This is a genomic window from Apibacter sp. B2912 (genome assembly GCF_009827835.1).
Classification (GTDB): Bacteria; Bacteroidota; Bacteroidia; order Flavobacteriales; family Weeksellaceae; genus Apibacter.
In genome coordinates this window covers 137133-153369 of record NZ_WINV01000003.1, presented here as the reverse complement: position 1 = coordinate 153369, position 16237 = coordinate 137133, and the positions used below count along the sequence as shown (strand labels likewise).

General features: G+C 30.3%; 14 protein-coding genes. 7 read left to right on the top strand and 7 right to left on the bottom strand.

Annotated elements, in window-relative coordinates; translation table 11 throughout:
* The first annotated feature begins 144 nt into the window (after positions 1-144).
* Entirely contained in the window at positions 145-2772 is a 2628-nt protein-coding gene (clpB, locus tag GFV01_RS06775) for an ATP-dependent chaperone ClpB (RefSeq protein ID WP_160565801.1), read from the top strand.
* Between the two features lie 319 nt (positions 2773-3091).
* A complete protein-coding gene (locus GFV01_RS06770; protein WP_160565799.1) occupies positions 3092-4960 on the top strand; it encodes a TolC family protein in 1869 nt (622 codons plus the stop codon).
* 66 nt (positions 4961-5026) lie between these two features.
* Here the strand turns inward: GFV01_RS06770 and GFV01_RS06765 are convergent, their stop codons facing one another.
* Positions 5027-5611, bottom strand: a complete 585-nt coding sequence (locus tag GFV01_RS06765; protein ID WP_160565797.1) for a riboflavin synthase — start codon at positions 5609-5611, stop codon at positions 5027-5029.
* A gap of 220 nt (positions 5612-5831) precedes the next feature.
* On the opposite strand from GFV01_RS06765, the gene pdxA reads away from it, so the two are divergent.
* Positions 5832-6929, top strand: coding sequence for a 4-hydroxythreonine-4-phosphate dehydrogenase PdxA (gene pdxA, locus GFV01_RS06760; RefSeq protein WP_160565795.1), 1098 nt, complete (start codon positions 5832-5834; stop codon positions 6927-6929).
* An 84-nt stretch (positions 6930-7013) separates the two neighbouring features.
* Here the strand turns inward: pdxA and rny are convergent, their stop codons facing one another.
* The 6 genes from rny to GFV01_RS06730 form a co-directional block, all read right to left on the bottom strand.
* Entirely contained in the window at positions 7014-8585 is a 1572-nt protein-coding gene (gene rny / locus GFV01_RS06755; protein ID WP_105296320.1) for a ribonuclease Y, read from the bottom strand.
* A 286-nt stretch (positions 8586-8871) separates the two neighbouring features.
* Positions 8872-9141: a cell division protein ZapA gene (locus GFV01_RS06750; RefSeq protein WP_160565793.1), complete on the bottom strand. Its 270-nt coding sequence runs from the start codon at positions 9139-9141 to the stop codon at positions 8872-8874.
* A 6-nt stretch (positions 9142-9147) separates the two neighbouring features.
* Positions 9148-9441, bottom strand: coding sequence for a hypothetical protein (locus GFV01_RS06745; RefSeq protein ID WP_105296322.1), 294 nt, complete (start codon positions 9439-9441; stop codon positions 9148-9150).
* A 343-nt stretch (positions 9442-9784) separates the two neighbouring features.
* Positions 9785-10546, bottom strand: a complete 762-nt coding sequence (locus GFV01_RS06740; RefSeq protein WP_160565791.1) for a porin family protein — start codon at positions 10544-10546, stop codon at positions 9785-9787.
* Between the two features lie 27 nt (positions 10547-10573).
* Complete coding sequence (ubiE, locus tag GFV01_RS06735) at positions 10574-11296, bottom strand: bifunctional demethylmenaquinone methyltransferase/2-methoxy-6-polyprenyl-1,4-benzoquinol methylase UbiE (RefSeq protein ID WP_160565789.1); 723 nt, start codon at positions 11294-11296, stop codon at positions 10574-10576.
* A 40-nt stretch (positions 11297-11336) separates the two neighbouring features.
* Entirely contained in the window at positions 11337-11903 is a 567-nt protein-coding gene (locus tag GFV01_RS06730) for a hypothetical protein (RefSeq protein WP_160565787.1), read from the bottom strand.
* Between the two features lie 103 nt (positions 11904-12006).
* Between GFV01_RS06730 and GFV01_RS06725 the strand changes: the two genes are divergently transcribed.
* The 4 genes from GFV01_RS06725 (at position 12007) to gmk (ending at position 15926) form a co-directional block, all read left to right on the top strand.
* Positions 12007-13089, top strand: coding sequence for a 3-oxoacyl-ACP synthase III family protein (locus GFV01_RS06725; RefSeq protein WP_160565785.1), 1083 nt, complete (start codon positions 12007-12009; stop codon positions 13087-13089).
* A gap of 29 nt (positions 13090-13118) precedes the next feature.
* The gene (locus GFV01_RS06720) at positions 13119-14345 is read left to right on the top strand and encodes a metallophosphoesterase (protein WP_185150334.1); all 1227 of its coding nucleotides are present in this window, start codon (positions 13119-13121) and stop codon (positions 14343-14345) included.
* Between the two features lie 71 nt (positions 14346-14416).
* On the top strand, positions 14417-15277 hold the full coding sequence (locus GFV01_RS06715) for a YicC family protein (RefSeq protein ID WP_160557588.1): 861 nt from the start codon (positions 14417-14419) through the stop codon (positions 15275-15277).
* Positions 15278-15284: 7 nt separating this feature from the next.
* Positions 15285-15926, top strand: a complete 642-nt coding sequence (gmk, locus tag GFV01_RS06710) for a guanylate kinase (protein WP_370513733.1) — start codon at positions 15285-15287, stop codon at positions 15924-15926.
* Positions 15927-16237 lie beyond the last annotated feature (311 nt).

Below are 16237 nucleotides of genomic sequence, written 5' to 3'. Positions count from 1 at the left end.
TATGTCATTGAATTTGGTATTTAAAACATAAATATGTCATATTGTCTCGTTTTATTCATTTATTTTCTTATATATAGATTATAAAAACCTATCCACGATTTTGGTTTATATTTTGCTGAGAAAAAATGTAAGAGATTAAATAAAATGGATTTTAATAAATTAACCATCAAATCACAAGAAGCCTTGCAACAATCCCAAGTGATTGCACAAGGATTAGAAAATCAGGCCATTGAACCTGCGCATTTGCTTAAAGCTTTATTGGAAAGCGAAGCCAGTGTGATTACTTTCATATTAAAAAAACAAAACTCAAATTTAGCATATATTAACTCCGAACTTGAATCTATACTAAATTCTTTACCTAAAGTTAGCGGCGGACAAATTTATTTGTCTCAAAATTCTAATAAAGCTTTAAATGAAGCCCAATTAGAATCAACTAAGATGAAAGATGAATTTATAAGTTTAGAGCATATTTTCTTAGGACTACTTTCTGTAAATGACAAAACCTCACAATTATTAAAAAACCAAGGAGTCACCAAAGAAGGCGTACTTAAAGCGATCGAAGAAATCAGAAAAGGAGAACGAGTAACCTCTCAATCAGCAGAAGATACCTATAATTCATTAAACAAGTATGCCAAAAACCTTAATGAATTAGCTCAAAACGGTAAACTAGACCCTGTAATAGGAAGAGATGACGAAATCAGAAGGGTTTTGCAAATTCTTTCTCGAAGAACAAAAAACAATCCCATATTAATTGGAGAGCCCGGTGTCGGAAAAACTGCAATTGCCGAAGGAATAGCTCATCGAATCATTAACGGGGATGTTCCTGAAAATTTGAAGGATAAAACTATTTTTTCTTTAGATATGGGAGCTTTAATTGCAGGGGCAAAATATAAGGGTGAATTTGAAGAACGTCTAAAAGCAGTAGTTAAAGAAGTAACCGCTTCCAACGGAAATATTATTTTATTTATTGATGAAATTCACACATTAGTTGGTGCCGGAGGAGGAGAAGGAGCCATGGATGCAGCGAACATTTTAAAACCCGCATTGGCACGTGGCGAACTTCGTTCAATTGGAGCTACAACATTAAATGAATATCAAAAATATTTTGAAAAGGACAAAGCGTTGGAAAGACGTTTTCAAAAAGTGATGGTTGAAGAACCCGATGTGGATGATGCCATAGCAATATTACGTGGAATTAGAGAGAAGTATGAAGCCCATCACAAAGTACGTATTAAAGATGAAGCCGTAATTGCATCTGTGGAACTTTCCAATCGTTATATTTCCGACCGATTTTTACCGGACAAAGCCATAGACTTAATGGATGAAGCATCGGCAAAACTTCGTATGGAAATGAATTCCAAGCCTGAAGAGTTGGATGCCTTAGACCGTAAAAAAATGCAGCTTGAAATTGAATTAGAGGCGGTTAAACGAGAAGCGGAAAGTCCTACTTCCAATGAAAGCATTAAACAAGCTAATGAGAAAAGGTTAGAAAATGTTAAAGAAGAATTAGCACAACTTAATGAAAAAAGAAATGAGCTAAGCGCTTCCTGGAAAGCAGAAAAAGAAAGAGCGGATAAAGTTCAAGAAATCCGTAAAAATATTGAAGAATTTAAGATTGAAGCTGAAAAGGCTGAAAGATCCGGTGATTATGGTAAAGTTGCTGAATTACGTTACGGAAAAATAAAAGAACAAGAGGCTGAACTTGCTAAGGCTGAAGCCGAACTTTCTGATGATCGACCTAAATTAATCAAGGAAGAAGTTGATTCCGAAGACATTGCTGATGTAGTAGCCAAATGGACCGGTATTCCGGTTACTAAACTGGTACAAAGTGAACGTGAAAAGTTATTAAATCTGGAATCTGTTCTTCACAAAAGGGTTGTCGGACAAGAAGAAGCAATTGAAGCAGTAGCAGATGCTATACGCAGAAACCGCGCGGGATTAAACGATGAAAGAAAGCCTATTGGATCATTCTTATTCTTAGGAACAACAGGTGTCGGTAAAACCGAATTAGCAAAAGCCTTAGCCGAATTTTTATTTGATGATGAAAATTCAATGACCCGAATTGACATGAGTGAATATCAAGAAAAACATTCTGTTAGCAGACTGGTAGGTGCGCCTCCGGGATATGTGGGTTACGATGAGGGTGGTCAGTTAACCGAAGCCGTTAGAAGAAGACCTTATTCTGTTATCTTATTGGATGAAATCGAAAAAGCTCATCCGGATGTTTTTAATATTTTATTACAAGTATTGGATGATGGTAGGCTTACAGATAATAAAGGAAGAACCGTTAATTTTAAAAATGCGATTATAGTTATGACTTCCAATTTGGGATCTCATTTAATTCAAGAAAATTTTGAAAAACTGGAAGGAAATAATTACAAAGAAATTTTAGAATTGACCAAAGAGCAAGTTATGGAACTGTTAAGAAAAACACTTCGCCCAGAGTTTTTAAATCGTATTGATGAAACTATTGTATTTAAGCCTTTAAATAAAAATGAAATAAGAAGTATAATAGATATCCAATTAGATTCTCTTAATAAAATATTAGATAAAAAAGGAATTCGCATGAGCATGACCGATGAGGCTAAAGATTATATAATGAGCAAAGGCTATGATCCTACTTTTGGCGCCAGACCTTTAAAAAGATTGATTCAACATGAAATTTTAAATCAATTATCTAAGGAAATTTTAGGTGGAAAAATTAATGATAATGATACCATCGTTGCAGATTATTTTCCTGAAACCGGTCTAGTTTTTAGAAAAGAAAATTAATAAGAATACATAAATCATAATACATTATTAAATTAAAAAAAGGGTATATAATTTATACCCTTTTTTGGTTTCAGTTAATAAAAGTACTTCATATTATTTTTATTTTATATTTACTTCTTATATTTAGTATTCAACACTTACTATCTTAATTAATAATACATAAATTTAAAGATGATGATATCATTTAAAATTAATTAGTATATTATCATATTAGAAGATAGATCTATAAATAAAACCTGTTAAAAAATGTTTTTAGATAAGTTTGTAACAAAATAAATAATTATTCTACTTATAATACTGAAAATTCATTTACATAAGAATGAAACTAAACAACAGTATAATCGCTTTTTTCATAGTCGGATTTATTTCAGCGCAAAAAGTATGGTCTTTCAATGATTGTTTATCTTACGCCAGAGAAAACAATTTGCAAGTACTTGCTTCTAAACTAAATGAACAAGTTCAAGAAAGTAATTTAAAAATTGCTAAAAAAGAAAAACTACCCGATCTTAAAGGTACTATAACCAACGGTATAACTTTTGGTCCATTGGCTACACAAAAGGTTACCCAAGATGGTGTAACAGATTTTACCATAGACTCCTATTATAAATATACAGAAGGATATCAAAACAATCTTGCTCTTGAATCCTCCATGATACTTTATAACAACAGACGTTTACGATTAACCGAGGAAAAAAACTCTTTTTTGGTTCAACAAAATCAATATACCACTGAAAAAATCAAAAATGATATTTCACTACAATTAGTAGGAAATTATTTAACCGTTCTATTGAATAAAGAGCTTTTAGGAGTTCAATTAAATTCCATGGATACTCAAGCAAAAGATAAAGACAGGAATGAAAAATTATATAATGCCGGTAGTATACCTTTAAGCACTTTATACGAATCAAAATCCAATCTTGCGAATGCTAAACAAACGTATGAAAATGCTAAAATTGAAGTAGATCGTTCACTAATGGTTTTAGCCATGTTACTTCAAAAAGATTATCGAGATTTTCAGATAGAGGATGTTAAAGTTTCCGATGATATAGGAATGCCTCTTATCAATTTGGATGATATCATCAATTATGCTTTTAATAATCAACCGGTTATTAAATCTGCCGAATTAGGGGTTGAATCAGCAAAGAAAGATATTGATATTGCTAAAACCGCTTTTTATCCTTCAATTACCGGCGGATATAAAGTAAGTACTTTTTATCAGGATTATTTCGATCGTTCCAGTAAATCTATAGACGACCAATGGTATGACAATCACTCTCAAATGGTATCTGTAGGGGTTAATATTCCCATATTTAGTAAAGGAACAAATAAAATAAAAGTTCAGCAATCCCGAATTAATCAATTGATCCAAGAAAATCAGCTCGACCAAGAAAAATTAAATTTAAAGCAAAATATACAAACTTCTTATTTTGACGTAAATTCTGCTTATCAAACATTTACTTCTGCAAAAGAATTGGTAGAATCCACCGAATTATCATATGAATTTGCACAAAAGAGTTTCACTGCAGGAAAAATTAATATATACGATTTAAATACTGCAAGAAATAATTATTTCAACGCATTATCTCAAATGCTTCAAGCTAAATATTCATTTTTATTCAGATTAAAAATTCTTGATTTCTATATTGGTAAACCGTTAGAAATATCTTCTGATGAAAATACTAATTATAATAATTTAACTCCTGGTAAAGAAACGGTACAGGCAATAAATGATTTAACTTCAACTGATGTGGAAATTAAAAAACCGGAAGTTATAAAATCAAATAATATTATTCAGGAAAGAAAAAATGCAAATCTTTCAACCCCAAAAACAACCGTTATAAAACCTGAAAATATTAGCAATGCTAAACCTAAGCCTTCTGTAAAATCTAAAGATGAAGTAAAAACTAGTTCCGTTCCTGTTACGGCTCCTGTTAAAAATAACAATTCATCTCAACCCATAAAAACAGAAACGGTGAATAGTAAAAATATTCCGGTTAAATCATCAAATGAAAATTCGACAGTAAAACCATCAACTAAAAATGATGCAGATGCTAAACGGGAAGCATTAATTAAAGAAAGAAGATTAAAATATAGTCAAGGCGCCAAACCTAAATTCCAGAATGATGCTCAAAGAGAAGCCTTAATCAAGGAAAGACGAGCTAAGCTGAGTAAAGGAATATATGACTAACTACTATGAAATAAAAAGGCCTTTACCAATTGGTAAAGGCCTTTTACTTTGAATTAAGTTTATTATTTACTTATATAAACCATACAACTTCTGTATATACTTACCTATAATATCAAATTCTAAATTTACTTTATCTCCAATTTTCAGATATTTAAAATTTGTATGATCCCATGTATACGGAATAATTGCAACTGAAAACTCATTGTCCTTACTATCTACCACTGTTAAGCTTACTCCATTTACAGTGATTGAACCTTTTTCCACGGTGATTTGTTTACCTGTATAGGTAAAAGTCAATAAAAAACTTCCTTCTTGATTTTCTATCGATTTCAATTCCCCTACTTGATCTACATGCCCCTGTACAATATGCCCGTCTAGTCTATCTGATACTTTAACACATCTTTCCAGATTAATATGATCACCAATGGCAAGAGTTGAAAAATGCGTTTTTTTTAATGTTTCAGCAATAGCTGTTATCGTATAAAATTCCGGATTTATATCTACAACTGTTAGACATGTTCCATTATGAGCTATACTTTGATCTATTTTTAATTCATCAATAAATGAAGCGGAAATTGATATGGAAAGATTTTCATCTATTTTTTCCATATTTACTATCTTTCCCGTTTCTTCTACAATACCTGTAAACATATTCAATTTTTATTCAAAAGTACTATTTTATAATTTTTTTTTAAATCGTTTATAGGCAATATTTAAACTCTTTAATATTTTGTTTTTAATTTATAATTATTGTTGATTTATAAATTAAAAAGCTTTATTTCATATAGCAATATTTCTATTTTATTAAATTATTATAAATTAAGTATATATTTTTTTCTACTTTTGTTATAATAAATTTCACAGTTCATATATGAGCGTTAAAAATAATAAGCTAAAAATAGGAATTAGTATAGGAGACCCTAATGGTATAGGAATTGAAGTAATATTGAAAACCCTTCAAAATAAAGAAATCTTAGATTTCTTTACACCGGTAATTTTTGCTTCTACTAAATTATTATCCTATCAAAAAAATATTTTCGGATTAAATTCTATCTATTTTCAAGGAATATTTAAAGCTGAAGAAGCTATTCCCGGAAAAATAAACGTTGTGAATTTATGGAAAGAAAATGTTTCTATTAGTTTTGGCAATTCAACCGAAGAAGGTGCCAAAATAGCTAAAACTTCTTTATTAGCTGCTGTTGACGCTTTAAAACAAGGTTCGGTGGATGTTTTGGTTACAGCTCCTCTAAATTGGGAAAGCATGCAAACCCAAGGATTAAATTTTTTAAATCATACGGAATATCTTGAAAATACTCTTAAGGAGAAAGCCCATTTACTTTTAGAAAACAACGATTTAAGGATTGCATTTGCCACGTTTAATACTCCAATATCCAAAGTTTCTGAACTATTAAGTAAGGAGTCAATTAAAAAACAAATTAAAGCTTTACATACCACTTTAATTCAAGACTTCTGTATTGAAAAACCTAAAATTGCGGTTTTAGGATTAAATCCACATGCAGGAGAAAATGGCCTATTGGGAAAGGAAGAAATTAATTGTATTGAGCCGGCGGTTAAAGAATCTTTTGATCGAGGCATTCTCTCCTTTGGTCCTTACTCTGCTGATAGTTTCTTCTCGCCTTGTATTTATACTTCTTTTGATGGAATATTAGCAATGTATCACGATCAAGGGCTTATTCCTTTTAAAACTCTAGCTTATGAATACGGTGTAAATTTTACCGGTGGATTATCTGTTGTTCATACTGAACCCAATCATGGAACAGCTTATTCGATAGCCGGACAAGGAATTGCGGATGCAAAATCATTTGAACAGGTAATTTTTGATGCGATAAAAATTTATAAAACTAGAAGAGAATATGTGAAATTAAAATCAAATGCCCTTCAAAAAACAAAAATTGAGGGTATTGATATTACTGTTGATGAAGATCTTCCCGAAGAAGGAGAAGTATAAATTTGAATATTGTTATAATCTAAAATAAAAAAACTTTAAAATTAATTTTAAAGTTTTTTTATTTTTATCTATTAAGTAAACTGTCTACCTGGCTATATTAACTGCTCTAGTTTCTCGAATAACAGTTACTTTAACCTGTCCCGGATACGTTAATTCATTTTGAATTTTTTCACTTATTTCAAAAGACAATTGTGACGCTTTCTGATCGTCTATTTTTTCACTTTGAACCATTACGCGTAATTCTCTACCGGCTTGAATTGCATAAGCTGTATTAACGCCATCAAAACTTAATGCTACATTTTCTAGGTCTCTCAGTCTTTGAATATATGATTCTACTACTTGTCTCCTTGCTCCCGGTCTTGCACCGCTAATTGCATCAGCTACTTGAATAATAGGCGCAATCAAACTTTTCATTTCAATTTCATCATGGTGGGCACCTATGGCATTAACAACGGTTTGATTTTCTCCATATTTTTCTGCCCATTGCATTCCTAATATTGCATGAGGATACTCGGATTCTTCTTCAGGAACTTTTCCAATATCATGTAATAATCCGGCACGTTTTGCAATTTTTGGATTAAGCCCTAGTTCAGAAGCTAAAATTCCTGCAATATTAGCAACCTCTCTTGAGTGCTGCAAAAGGTTTTGTCCGTAGGAAGAACGATATTTCATTCTACCGACCATTTTTACTAATTCAGGATGTAATCCATGAATTCCTAAATCGATAATGGTTTTTTTACCGATCTCAATAATTTCTTCTTCTATCTGTTGCTGGGTTTTAGCTACAATTTCTTCAATTCTTGCCGGATGGATTCTTCCGTCGGTTACCAATCTATGTAGAGATAATCTGGCTACTTCTCTCCTAACCGGATCAAAACAAGAAAGTAATATTGCTTCAGGAGTATCATCAACAATAATTTCAACCCCTGTAACTGCTTCTAAAGCCCGAATATTACGCCCTTCTCTTCCTATAATCCTACCTTTTATTTCATCTGATTCTATATTAAAAACAGATACCGAGTTTTCAATTGCTTGTTCAGTACCTACCCTCTGAATGGTTTGTACTATAATTTTTTTGGCTTCTGCCTTTGCATTCAGCTGCGCTTCTTCAACAATGGCTTGGATTTGAGCTTGAGCTCTGGATCTTGCTTCCTGCTTTAATGCTTCCACCAATTCAGCTTTTGCATCTTCAGCAGAATATCCTGAAATTTTTTCTAATATTTCTACCTGCTGTTCATGCATTTGATTTAATTCAGCTTGTTTTTTAGTTAGCGTTTCCGCTTTAATCTGATTATCATTTATGGCTTGATCTAATTGCTTTTTTTGAATATTATTCTGATGCAATTCGTCATTTAGCTTCGTTTCTTTGTCTTTAATTCTTTTTTCCACTTCAAGCATTTTCTTTTCTCTTTGATTAATTTGCTCTTCGTGTTGTAATTTTAATTCTAAGAATTTTTCTTTTGCTTGAAGCATTTTTTCCTGCTTAATGTTTTCGGCCTTAAGCTCTCCTTCCTTTAAGATCGCAGCAGCTTTGTCTTCTGCTTCTTTTAATTTATTTTCTCTATATTTATTTAGAGAACTTTTCGATAAGAAGTATCCTATAAATCCCCCAATAAAAAGGGTGGCGATTAACTCAAATATTATCGTTACATTCATACAATTAATTTATATAAAAAAACCTACATCAATCCTATTAAACTTTGATTTAAGTAAACTCCAATAAACAGGATTCAAGCTATGCTTTTTTCTCTGTAATCTGCTGTTGATATTTCTATCAAATCATCTGAGAAGATGAGAGGCAGCCCGCCATTAAAAAAAACAATCACTCAGTCAGTCAATTCGTGTTGAGTTTACTAAATTGAGTTAGAATCAATGTAGGTTATATCTTTGTTCTACATTTAATTTTAAATTCTATGATCTATTTGGAAATGCGTTACTTTATCTATAACAATCTTTTTATTTTTTTTATTTTAAGCAAAATTTCATTTTGTTCATGTGATTTTTCCCTTAAAATGTTTTCTAATTCTGAAGCTAGTTGTAAAGCCGCCATAGCTAAAGCATCTTGTTTTTCAGAAATGTTATAGTTTTTTTCAAAAGTATTAATGTATTTTTCTATTTTTTTTGCAGCAATTCGTAATATCTCTTCTTCCTCACTTTGTACTACTAGGGGGTAATTTCTTCCCGCTACTCGTATATTTACTTTTTGAGACATTTTTATTTATGAATTCTGCAATTCTGAAATACATGCATCTATTTCTTTAATCATTCTATTCATCTGCAATTTCATCAACTTCTTATATTCTCCACTTCCCGAAATTGCATTAATAACTTTCAATCTTTTATTAAGCTCTTCAAGTTCTTTATATTGTTTTTCTTTCTGAATAAATTTATCTTCATTTTTTAAAAGAGAATTTTCTAGATATTCATTTTTTCTTTTCAATTCTTCATTTTCCTTCTTTAATTCGAGAATCTTATTTTCCAAATCATTAATTCCCTGAATAATCTCTTCCATATTAGAACGAAAAATTTACTATTCTAACTCTCTTGCAAATATATGAAATTCTTTTTTAAAAAAGTTAATATCCTAATATAATAGTTTATCCAACAAAATTTCATCAACATTGTTTTAATTAACAAATCCCTGCAGTAAAATTTAAAATTTTATATGATGTTTTTAAGTTAATTATACTGAATTATTTCAACAAGTTGTTAATAAATTGAAATAACTCCATTTTAACTTTTAGTTTATCATATGCCGATAAATTTATAGAAAAGAAGTATCAGCAGACCAAAAATAACTAAAAATTTAAATTATTTACTATAACAAAAGTAGTAATAAAAAGATTTAAAAATGATTATTCGAATTTAATTGAAAAGACGACAGCTCTGGTATGTATCGACTTTAATGCACCTGCCCAGTACGGAGGAGTTCCCGGATTATCTGCAACTAATTCATTATTGAAAAAGAATATTCCCCTTACTGACGGAGTCATTTTAAATCGCTTAAAGTAAAGCTCTATACCGGCTTCTAATTGATAAGAAAAGTTATTAGTTTTCATTCGGAAGATTTGATCGGTATTATCCTTTTCTTTTTTCTCATTACTTTGTAAGTTTATTAACCAACTTAAACCGGCCTGTACATAAGGTCTGGAATTATACCATCGGTCCCCGTGAAAATTTAAAAATAACGGAAAATCTAAATATGTAGATTTTACATTTCGTTTGACATCTTGTTCTGTGTAAGTAGTTTCCAGACCATTGGCAATTTCTTCATCGATGATCTTTTGAATGTTGTTAAAAATTAAATCGCGTTGTGTGAAGTGCATAGCCGGTTCCAACCTCAAATCAATGTAGTCATGAACTTTCATTTTACCAATTAAGCCTACAGTAAATCCTCCTTTAGAATCCACATCAACTAAATATCTGCCGGTATGTTCTAAACCTTCTTTGTTGGGATGAATTTTTAAATCAAAATAATTCATTGCTAAATAATACCCCCAGGAAAATTCCTGATCATCAAAATCAGTATACCTTTCCATAACGTCTCTTGAACGGAACTGCGCATTAACTCCACAATGTATTACTATTAATAATAAAACTATGACTAATTTCTTCATAGTAGAGAAAACGATTTTTTTATTTATTTATTTTATTCCCTCATAGACAGTGGCTACTCCAAATGTCAATCTTCTAAAGCTAGCTTCCTTAAATCCATTTTTAAGGATCAAGTTTTTCATATTTTCCCCATAGGGCATAGCATCAACGGAATTGGGTAAATATGTATACGCTCGTGAATCTCCTGAAATTATTTTTCCTATACCGGGTAATATATTTTTAAAATAGAACATAAAGAAAGGAGCAAAAAAACCACCGGGTTTTGAAAATTCTAAGATTAACAATTTTCCTCCCTTTTTAAGTACTCTTCCCATTTCAGAAATACCTTTTTCTAAATTTTCGAAATTACGAACTCCGAAGGAAACTGTTACAATATCAAATTCTCCTTCTTGAAAAGGTAAATTTTCAGCATCTCCTTTAACTAATTTTATTCTGTCTTTCAGCCCTTTTTTATTTATTTTAGCTTGACCGTAATCCAACATTTTTTGAGACAAGTCTAAACCGGTAATTGAAGCTTTTGTTTTTTTAGCATGTTCAATTGCCAAATCAGCCGTTCCTGTAGCAACATCTAATATTTTTTCGGGGTTATATGCCACCACTTTTTTTTCTAATTGATTCCGCCAATAAATATCAATGTTAAAAGATAACAATCTGTTTAAGAAGTCATAATTTTCAGATATATTATCAAACATCTGTTCAACCTGTTTCTTTTTACTTTCTGTTTCGTTATATGGCTTTACAATATTTGGCATATTATTAATTTGCTGTTCTCAACTTACAAAAGTAACTGTTTTATTCAAATGTTGACCGATAAAACTCTAAAAATTGGTTTTTTCTGAATAATTTAATCCTTGATTCTATGGAATCTACTTTATTAATTATTTTAGGAAAATTTTGATTAATATTATAATAGAAATCTTGTATTACTAATTGGTTGTATTCGCCAATTTCACCTATAAACTCTTTTCCATTGATATTTTTCCGATGGGCTCGATATATGGAATCTCTGTTTTTTATATGACCGTAATATCTTTTAAAAGTGAAATAGGTTGCTAAAGATGGATTAATAAGACCTCTTTTATTTTTAGTTATTACAAAAAAAGTATCTTTTAAAATAATATTCCCCTGTTTATTTTGACATGAGATTGTATTCTTACCCGAATTAACAGGAATTGAAAGAGATTGTCCTCCCGCGAGTATATAACTTTTTCCATTTACAAGTACTTTAATTTCTTCATTGTTGGGATTATCCAACAAAAATTCATCATTCTTTTCAATATAAAACTTGTATATAAAAAATGAAATTAATCCTATAAATAACGCTATCAATAATCCTTGTAAGGAATTTTTATTCAGCATATAACCTTACTTTGATGCACAAAGGTAACAATATAATAGATTTTTTAGTAATTATTACATAAATTTGTCAAATTATTATCAAGAATAATATCACAAATTTAATATGTTGCAAAGTATTATAACTGGCTCTGGATCGTACTTACCTAAGAAAGTCGTTCCAAATAGCAATTTTGAAGGAATTACTTTTTATGATGAAAACAGGGAACCCATAACGAAACCGACTCCAGAAATTATTAAAAAATTTGCAGATATCACTGAAATAACTGAAAGACGTTACGTTGACGACGACAATGTGATGAATTCTGATTTGGCAGCTGAAGTAGGTAGATTAGCAATTGAAAATGCAGGAATAGATAAGGAAGAACTCGATTATGTTATCGTAGCTCACAATTTTGGAGATATCGATGCTAATGAAAGACAAGTAAGAATTATGCCTTCCATAGCTGCTTTAACCAAGAAAAAAATTGGTATTAAAAATATTTTGTGTAAGCCCTATGATATGAACTTTGGATGTCCGGGATGGAATGAAGGGATGATTTTAGCCGACCAATTATTAAAAGCTAAAGTGGCTAAGAAAATATTGGTTATAGGTTCTGAAACTCTTTCCAGAACTGTTGATCCTTATGACAGAAATTGTATGATTTTTTCTGATGGTGCAGCAGGTGTAATACTTGAATCCAGAGAAACCGATAAACCGGTAGGTATTCTTCATCATTATACCAGAAGCGATAATGGAGAAGAAGTATCTTATATTGCTACAGACTCCTCTTTAAATCCTAATTATGTCGGATCGAAAGCTAACATCCGAATGAAAGGAAGAAAAGTATATGAATATGCCCTAACTTACGTTCCTCAAGTCGTAAAAAAAGTGATCGATGATGCCGGATACACCATATCCGATATAAATAAGGTTCTTATCCATCAAGCGAATGCAAAAATGGATCATGCTATATTAGAAAGAGTTTTTAAATTATATAAATTAAAGGTAACCGATATTCCGGAAGGAATTGCTCCCATGACTATACAAAAATTCGGTAATTCTTCTGTAGCAACCATACCCACGATGTATGACATGATGGTTAAAGGTAACTTTTTAAACCAAACTTTAAAATCCAATGATTTGGTCATATTTGCCTCAGTAGGTGCAGGGATGAATATCAATGCAATTTTGTATAGAATGCCATAAAATTTAATTACTGAAAATTCAAAAATACATTGGGCACTTTAATAGGAATATTATTTATTGTATCATTAATTGTTGAATATTATTGTTATCAAGCTATTAAAGTATTGACAACTAATAAACTTTTTAGAAAATACTGGTTAGGTTTTTCAATTAGTGCTTTATTGATTATTCTTATTTGGTCCATTTTTATTGATAGAAATAACAAAGGGCAAGTTCATTTTTTATTAGGTTTTTTTATGATTGTTTTCGTTCCGAAATTTGTTTTGGCAATAACGATCATTTTTGAGGACCTCATAAGAATGCTGACTTTTTTAGTTAGAAAAGTTACATCAAAACCATCTGCAAATGACGCATATTTACCTGAAAGAAGAAAGGCTATAAGTGCTATTGGTTTAGGACTTGCAAGTATTCCTTTTTTATCTATTATTGAAGGTATTGTTTGGGGTAAATTTGATTTTAGAGTAAGAAAAGTTACTATAAAATTTCCTGATCTACCCGAAAATTTTGACGGGTATAGAATTGCTCAACTTTCAGACATTCATTTGGGAAGTTTTAACACTAAGGATTATGATAAGGTTGCCAGAGGAATAAAACTTCTAAATGACCAAAATGCAGATTTGTTTGTCTTTACCGGGGATTCTGTTAATAATCTGGCGGATGAAATGGAACCGTGGCTTCCTTTGTTAAAAACCATAAAAGCAAAAGACGGCAAATATTCTATTTTGGGTAATCATGATTATGGGGTTTATATTTTTGGAAAGAATGAAATTGCTCAACAAAAAAATATTGATCAATTAAACGAATATCATAAATCCATGGATTGGAAATTATTAAGAAATGAATCTATAAGAATTTATAAAGATAACCAATTCATTAACATTGTAGGAGTTAAAAATTGGGGGGCAGGACATTTTCCTAAAGATGGAGATATAGAAATTGCTTCTCAAAACATTAAAGATGGTGAATTCAATATTTTATTATCACATGATCCTTCCCATTTTGATGCTATTGTAAAAAATTTCTCAAAGAAAATGCATCTTACCTTATCAGGCCATACTCACGGAATGCAGTTTGGAATTGAAATTCCCGGCGTTATAAAATGGTCTCCTATCAAATATAGATACCCTAAATGGGCGGATTTATACCAAGAAAAGGATAAATACCTTTATGTAAACCGTGGATTTGGTTTTATAGGATTTCCGGGAAGAGTGGGAATTTGGCCGGAAATAACTATAATTGAATTAAAAAAAGGTTAATTTTGCAGTTCTTTTAATTGCAAACTACATTTAAATTAACTACGCTTAGTTATAACCATATTTTATTAACTATGTTACAATCAATGACTGGCTATGGTAAGTCAGAAGTCAATACAGAAAATTTAAAAATTTCAATTGAAATTAAAACCCTTAACAGTAAATCTCTTGATTTATTTGTAAGGATATCGCCTAGATATAGAAATAAAGAGCTGGAATTAAGAAAAATTATTGGTAATAAATTAGTAAGAGGAAAAATAGATTTTTCTATAGTTATTGAAAATTTAGGTGCAGAAAATAATTCTCGAATCAATGTAAATGCTGTTAAAAATTATATTTCCAATTTGGAAGAATTACAAATAGAAGGCACACCCTTGGATTTCCTTAAGATGGCTATAAGAATGCCTGAAGTATTTACTAATCAAGAAATTGAAATTAGTGATGATGAATGGATTTTGGTTTTAGAATGTCTAAATGCTTCTATTGAAAAAGTAAACGATTTTAGAGCTGAAGAAGGAAAGTCTTTAGAAAACGTTTTAAAAAAATATACTCAAAATATTCTCATTTCATTATCTGAAATTGAAAAATACGAACAAGAAAGAGTGGAATCCGTAAGGCAGAAATTAGAAAAACAATTATCTGAATTGAAAGTCCAATTTGATGAACAGCGTTTTCACCAAGAACTTGTATATTATATTGAGAAATTAGATATTAATGAAGAAAAAGTACGCTTAAAACAACATTGTGAATATTTTTTTAAAGTAATTGAAGAAGAAGATCAAGCCGGAAAAAAATTAGGTTTTATTGCTCAAGAAATGGGAAGAGAGATCAATACTATTGGTTCTAAAGCCAATCATTCTGAAATTCAAAAATTAGTCGTACTAATGAAAGACGAACTTGAAAAAATAAAAGAACAAACTAATAACGTTTTATAATTAATTCATGGGGTTAATCTATCAAAAACCGGGAAATGATACGTTTCAACTTAAAGAATTGCTTCCGGGAAAGCCTATGGAAGGCAAATTAATTATTTTTTCTGCTCCTTCCGGTGCCGGAAAAACAACCATTGTTCAATATCTTTTATCCATATTTCCTGAAATTTCATTCTCTATTTCCTGTACAACACGTCCTAAAAGAGAAAATGAAGTTGACGGAAAAGATTATTATTTTCTTACTGAAGAACAATTTCAGGAAAAAATAAAAAATAATGAATTTATTGAATATGAAGAGGTTTATAAAGGACGATATTACGGAACTCTTTATTCAGAGATAGAAAGATTATGGAACCAAGGGAAGCATGTTATTTTCGATATTGATGTAAGGGGTGGACTTAATCTTAAAAAACAATTTAAAGATAGAGCATTGGCAATTTTTATAGCACCTCCTTCTTTAAAAGATCTTGAAGAACGATTGAAAAATAGAAATACTGAAAATTTAGAATCGCTATTAACCAGAATTCAAAAAGCGGATGAAGAGCTTTCTTTTGCCAAAGATTTTGACGCTGTTATTATTAATGATAATTTGGAAAAAGCTCAAAATAAAGCTAAAACGTTAGTAAAGAATTTTCTCGATATAAAAGAATAAACTAATTACTTTCTTCTACTTCGAAAAATAATGCCTTTATCATTCCGCTAATAATATACATATTGTTTAAAAAATAGTATCATAAATCTATAGGGTTTAAAAATATGAATTTTTAAGAGTTTTATTTACTTAAAAAATCATTCGGGAAAGCACAATTTACCTAAACATTATTTAAATTCATGTAGCATCACATTATTCAATGGCTTAAATAACAACTAAGTCTTCATTGATATTTATAGTTTTTTTAAATTTGAATAATCTTATTTCAAATGAACTAAATTATTCATAATTAACCAACTACTATTTTTTAT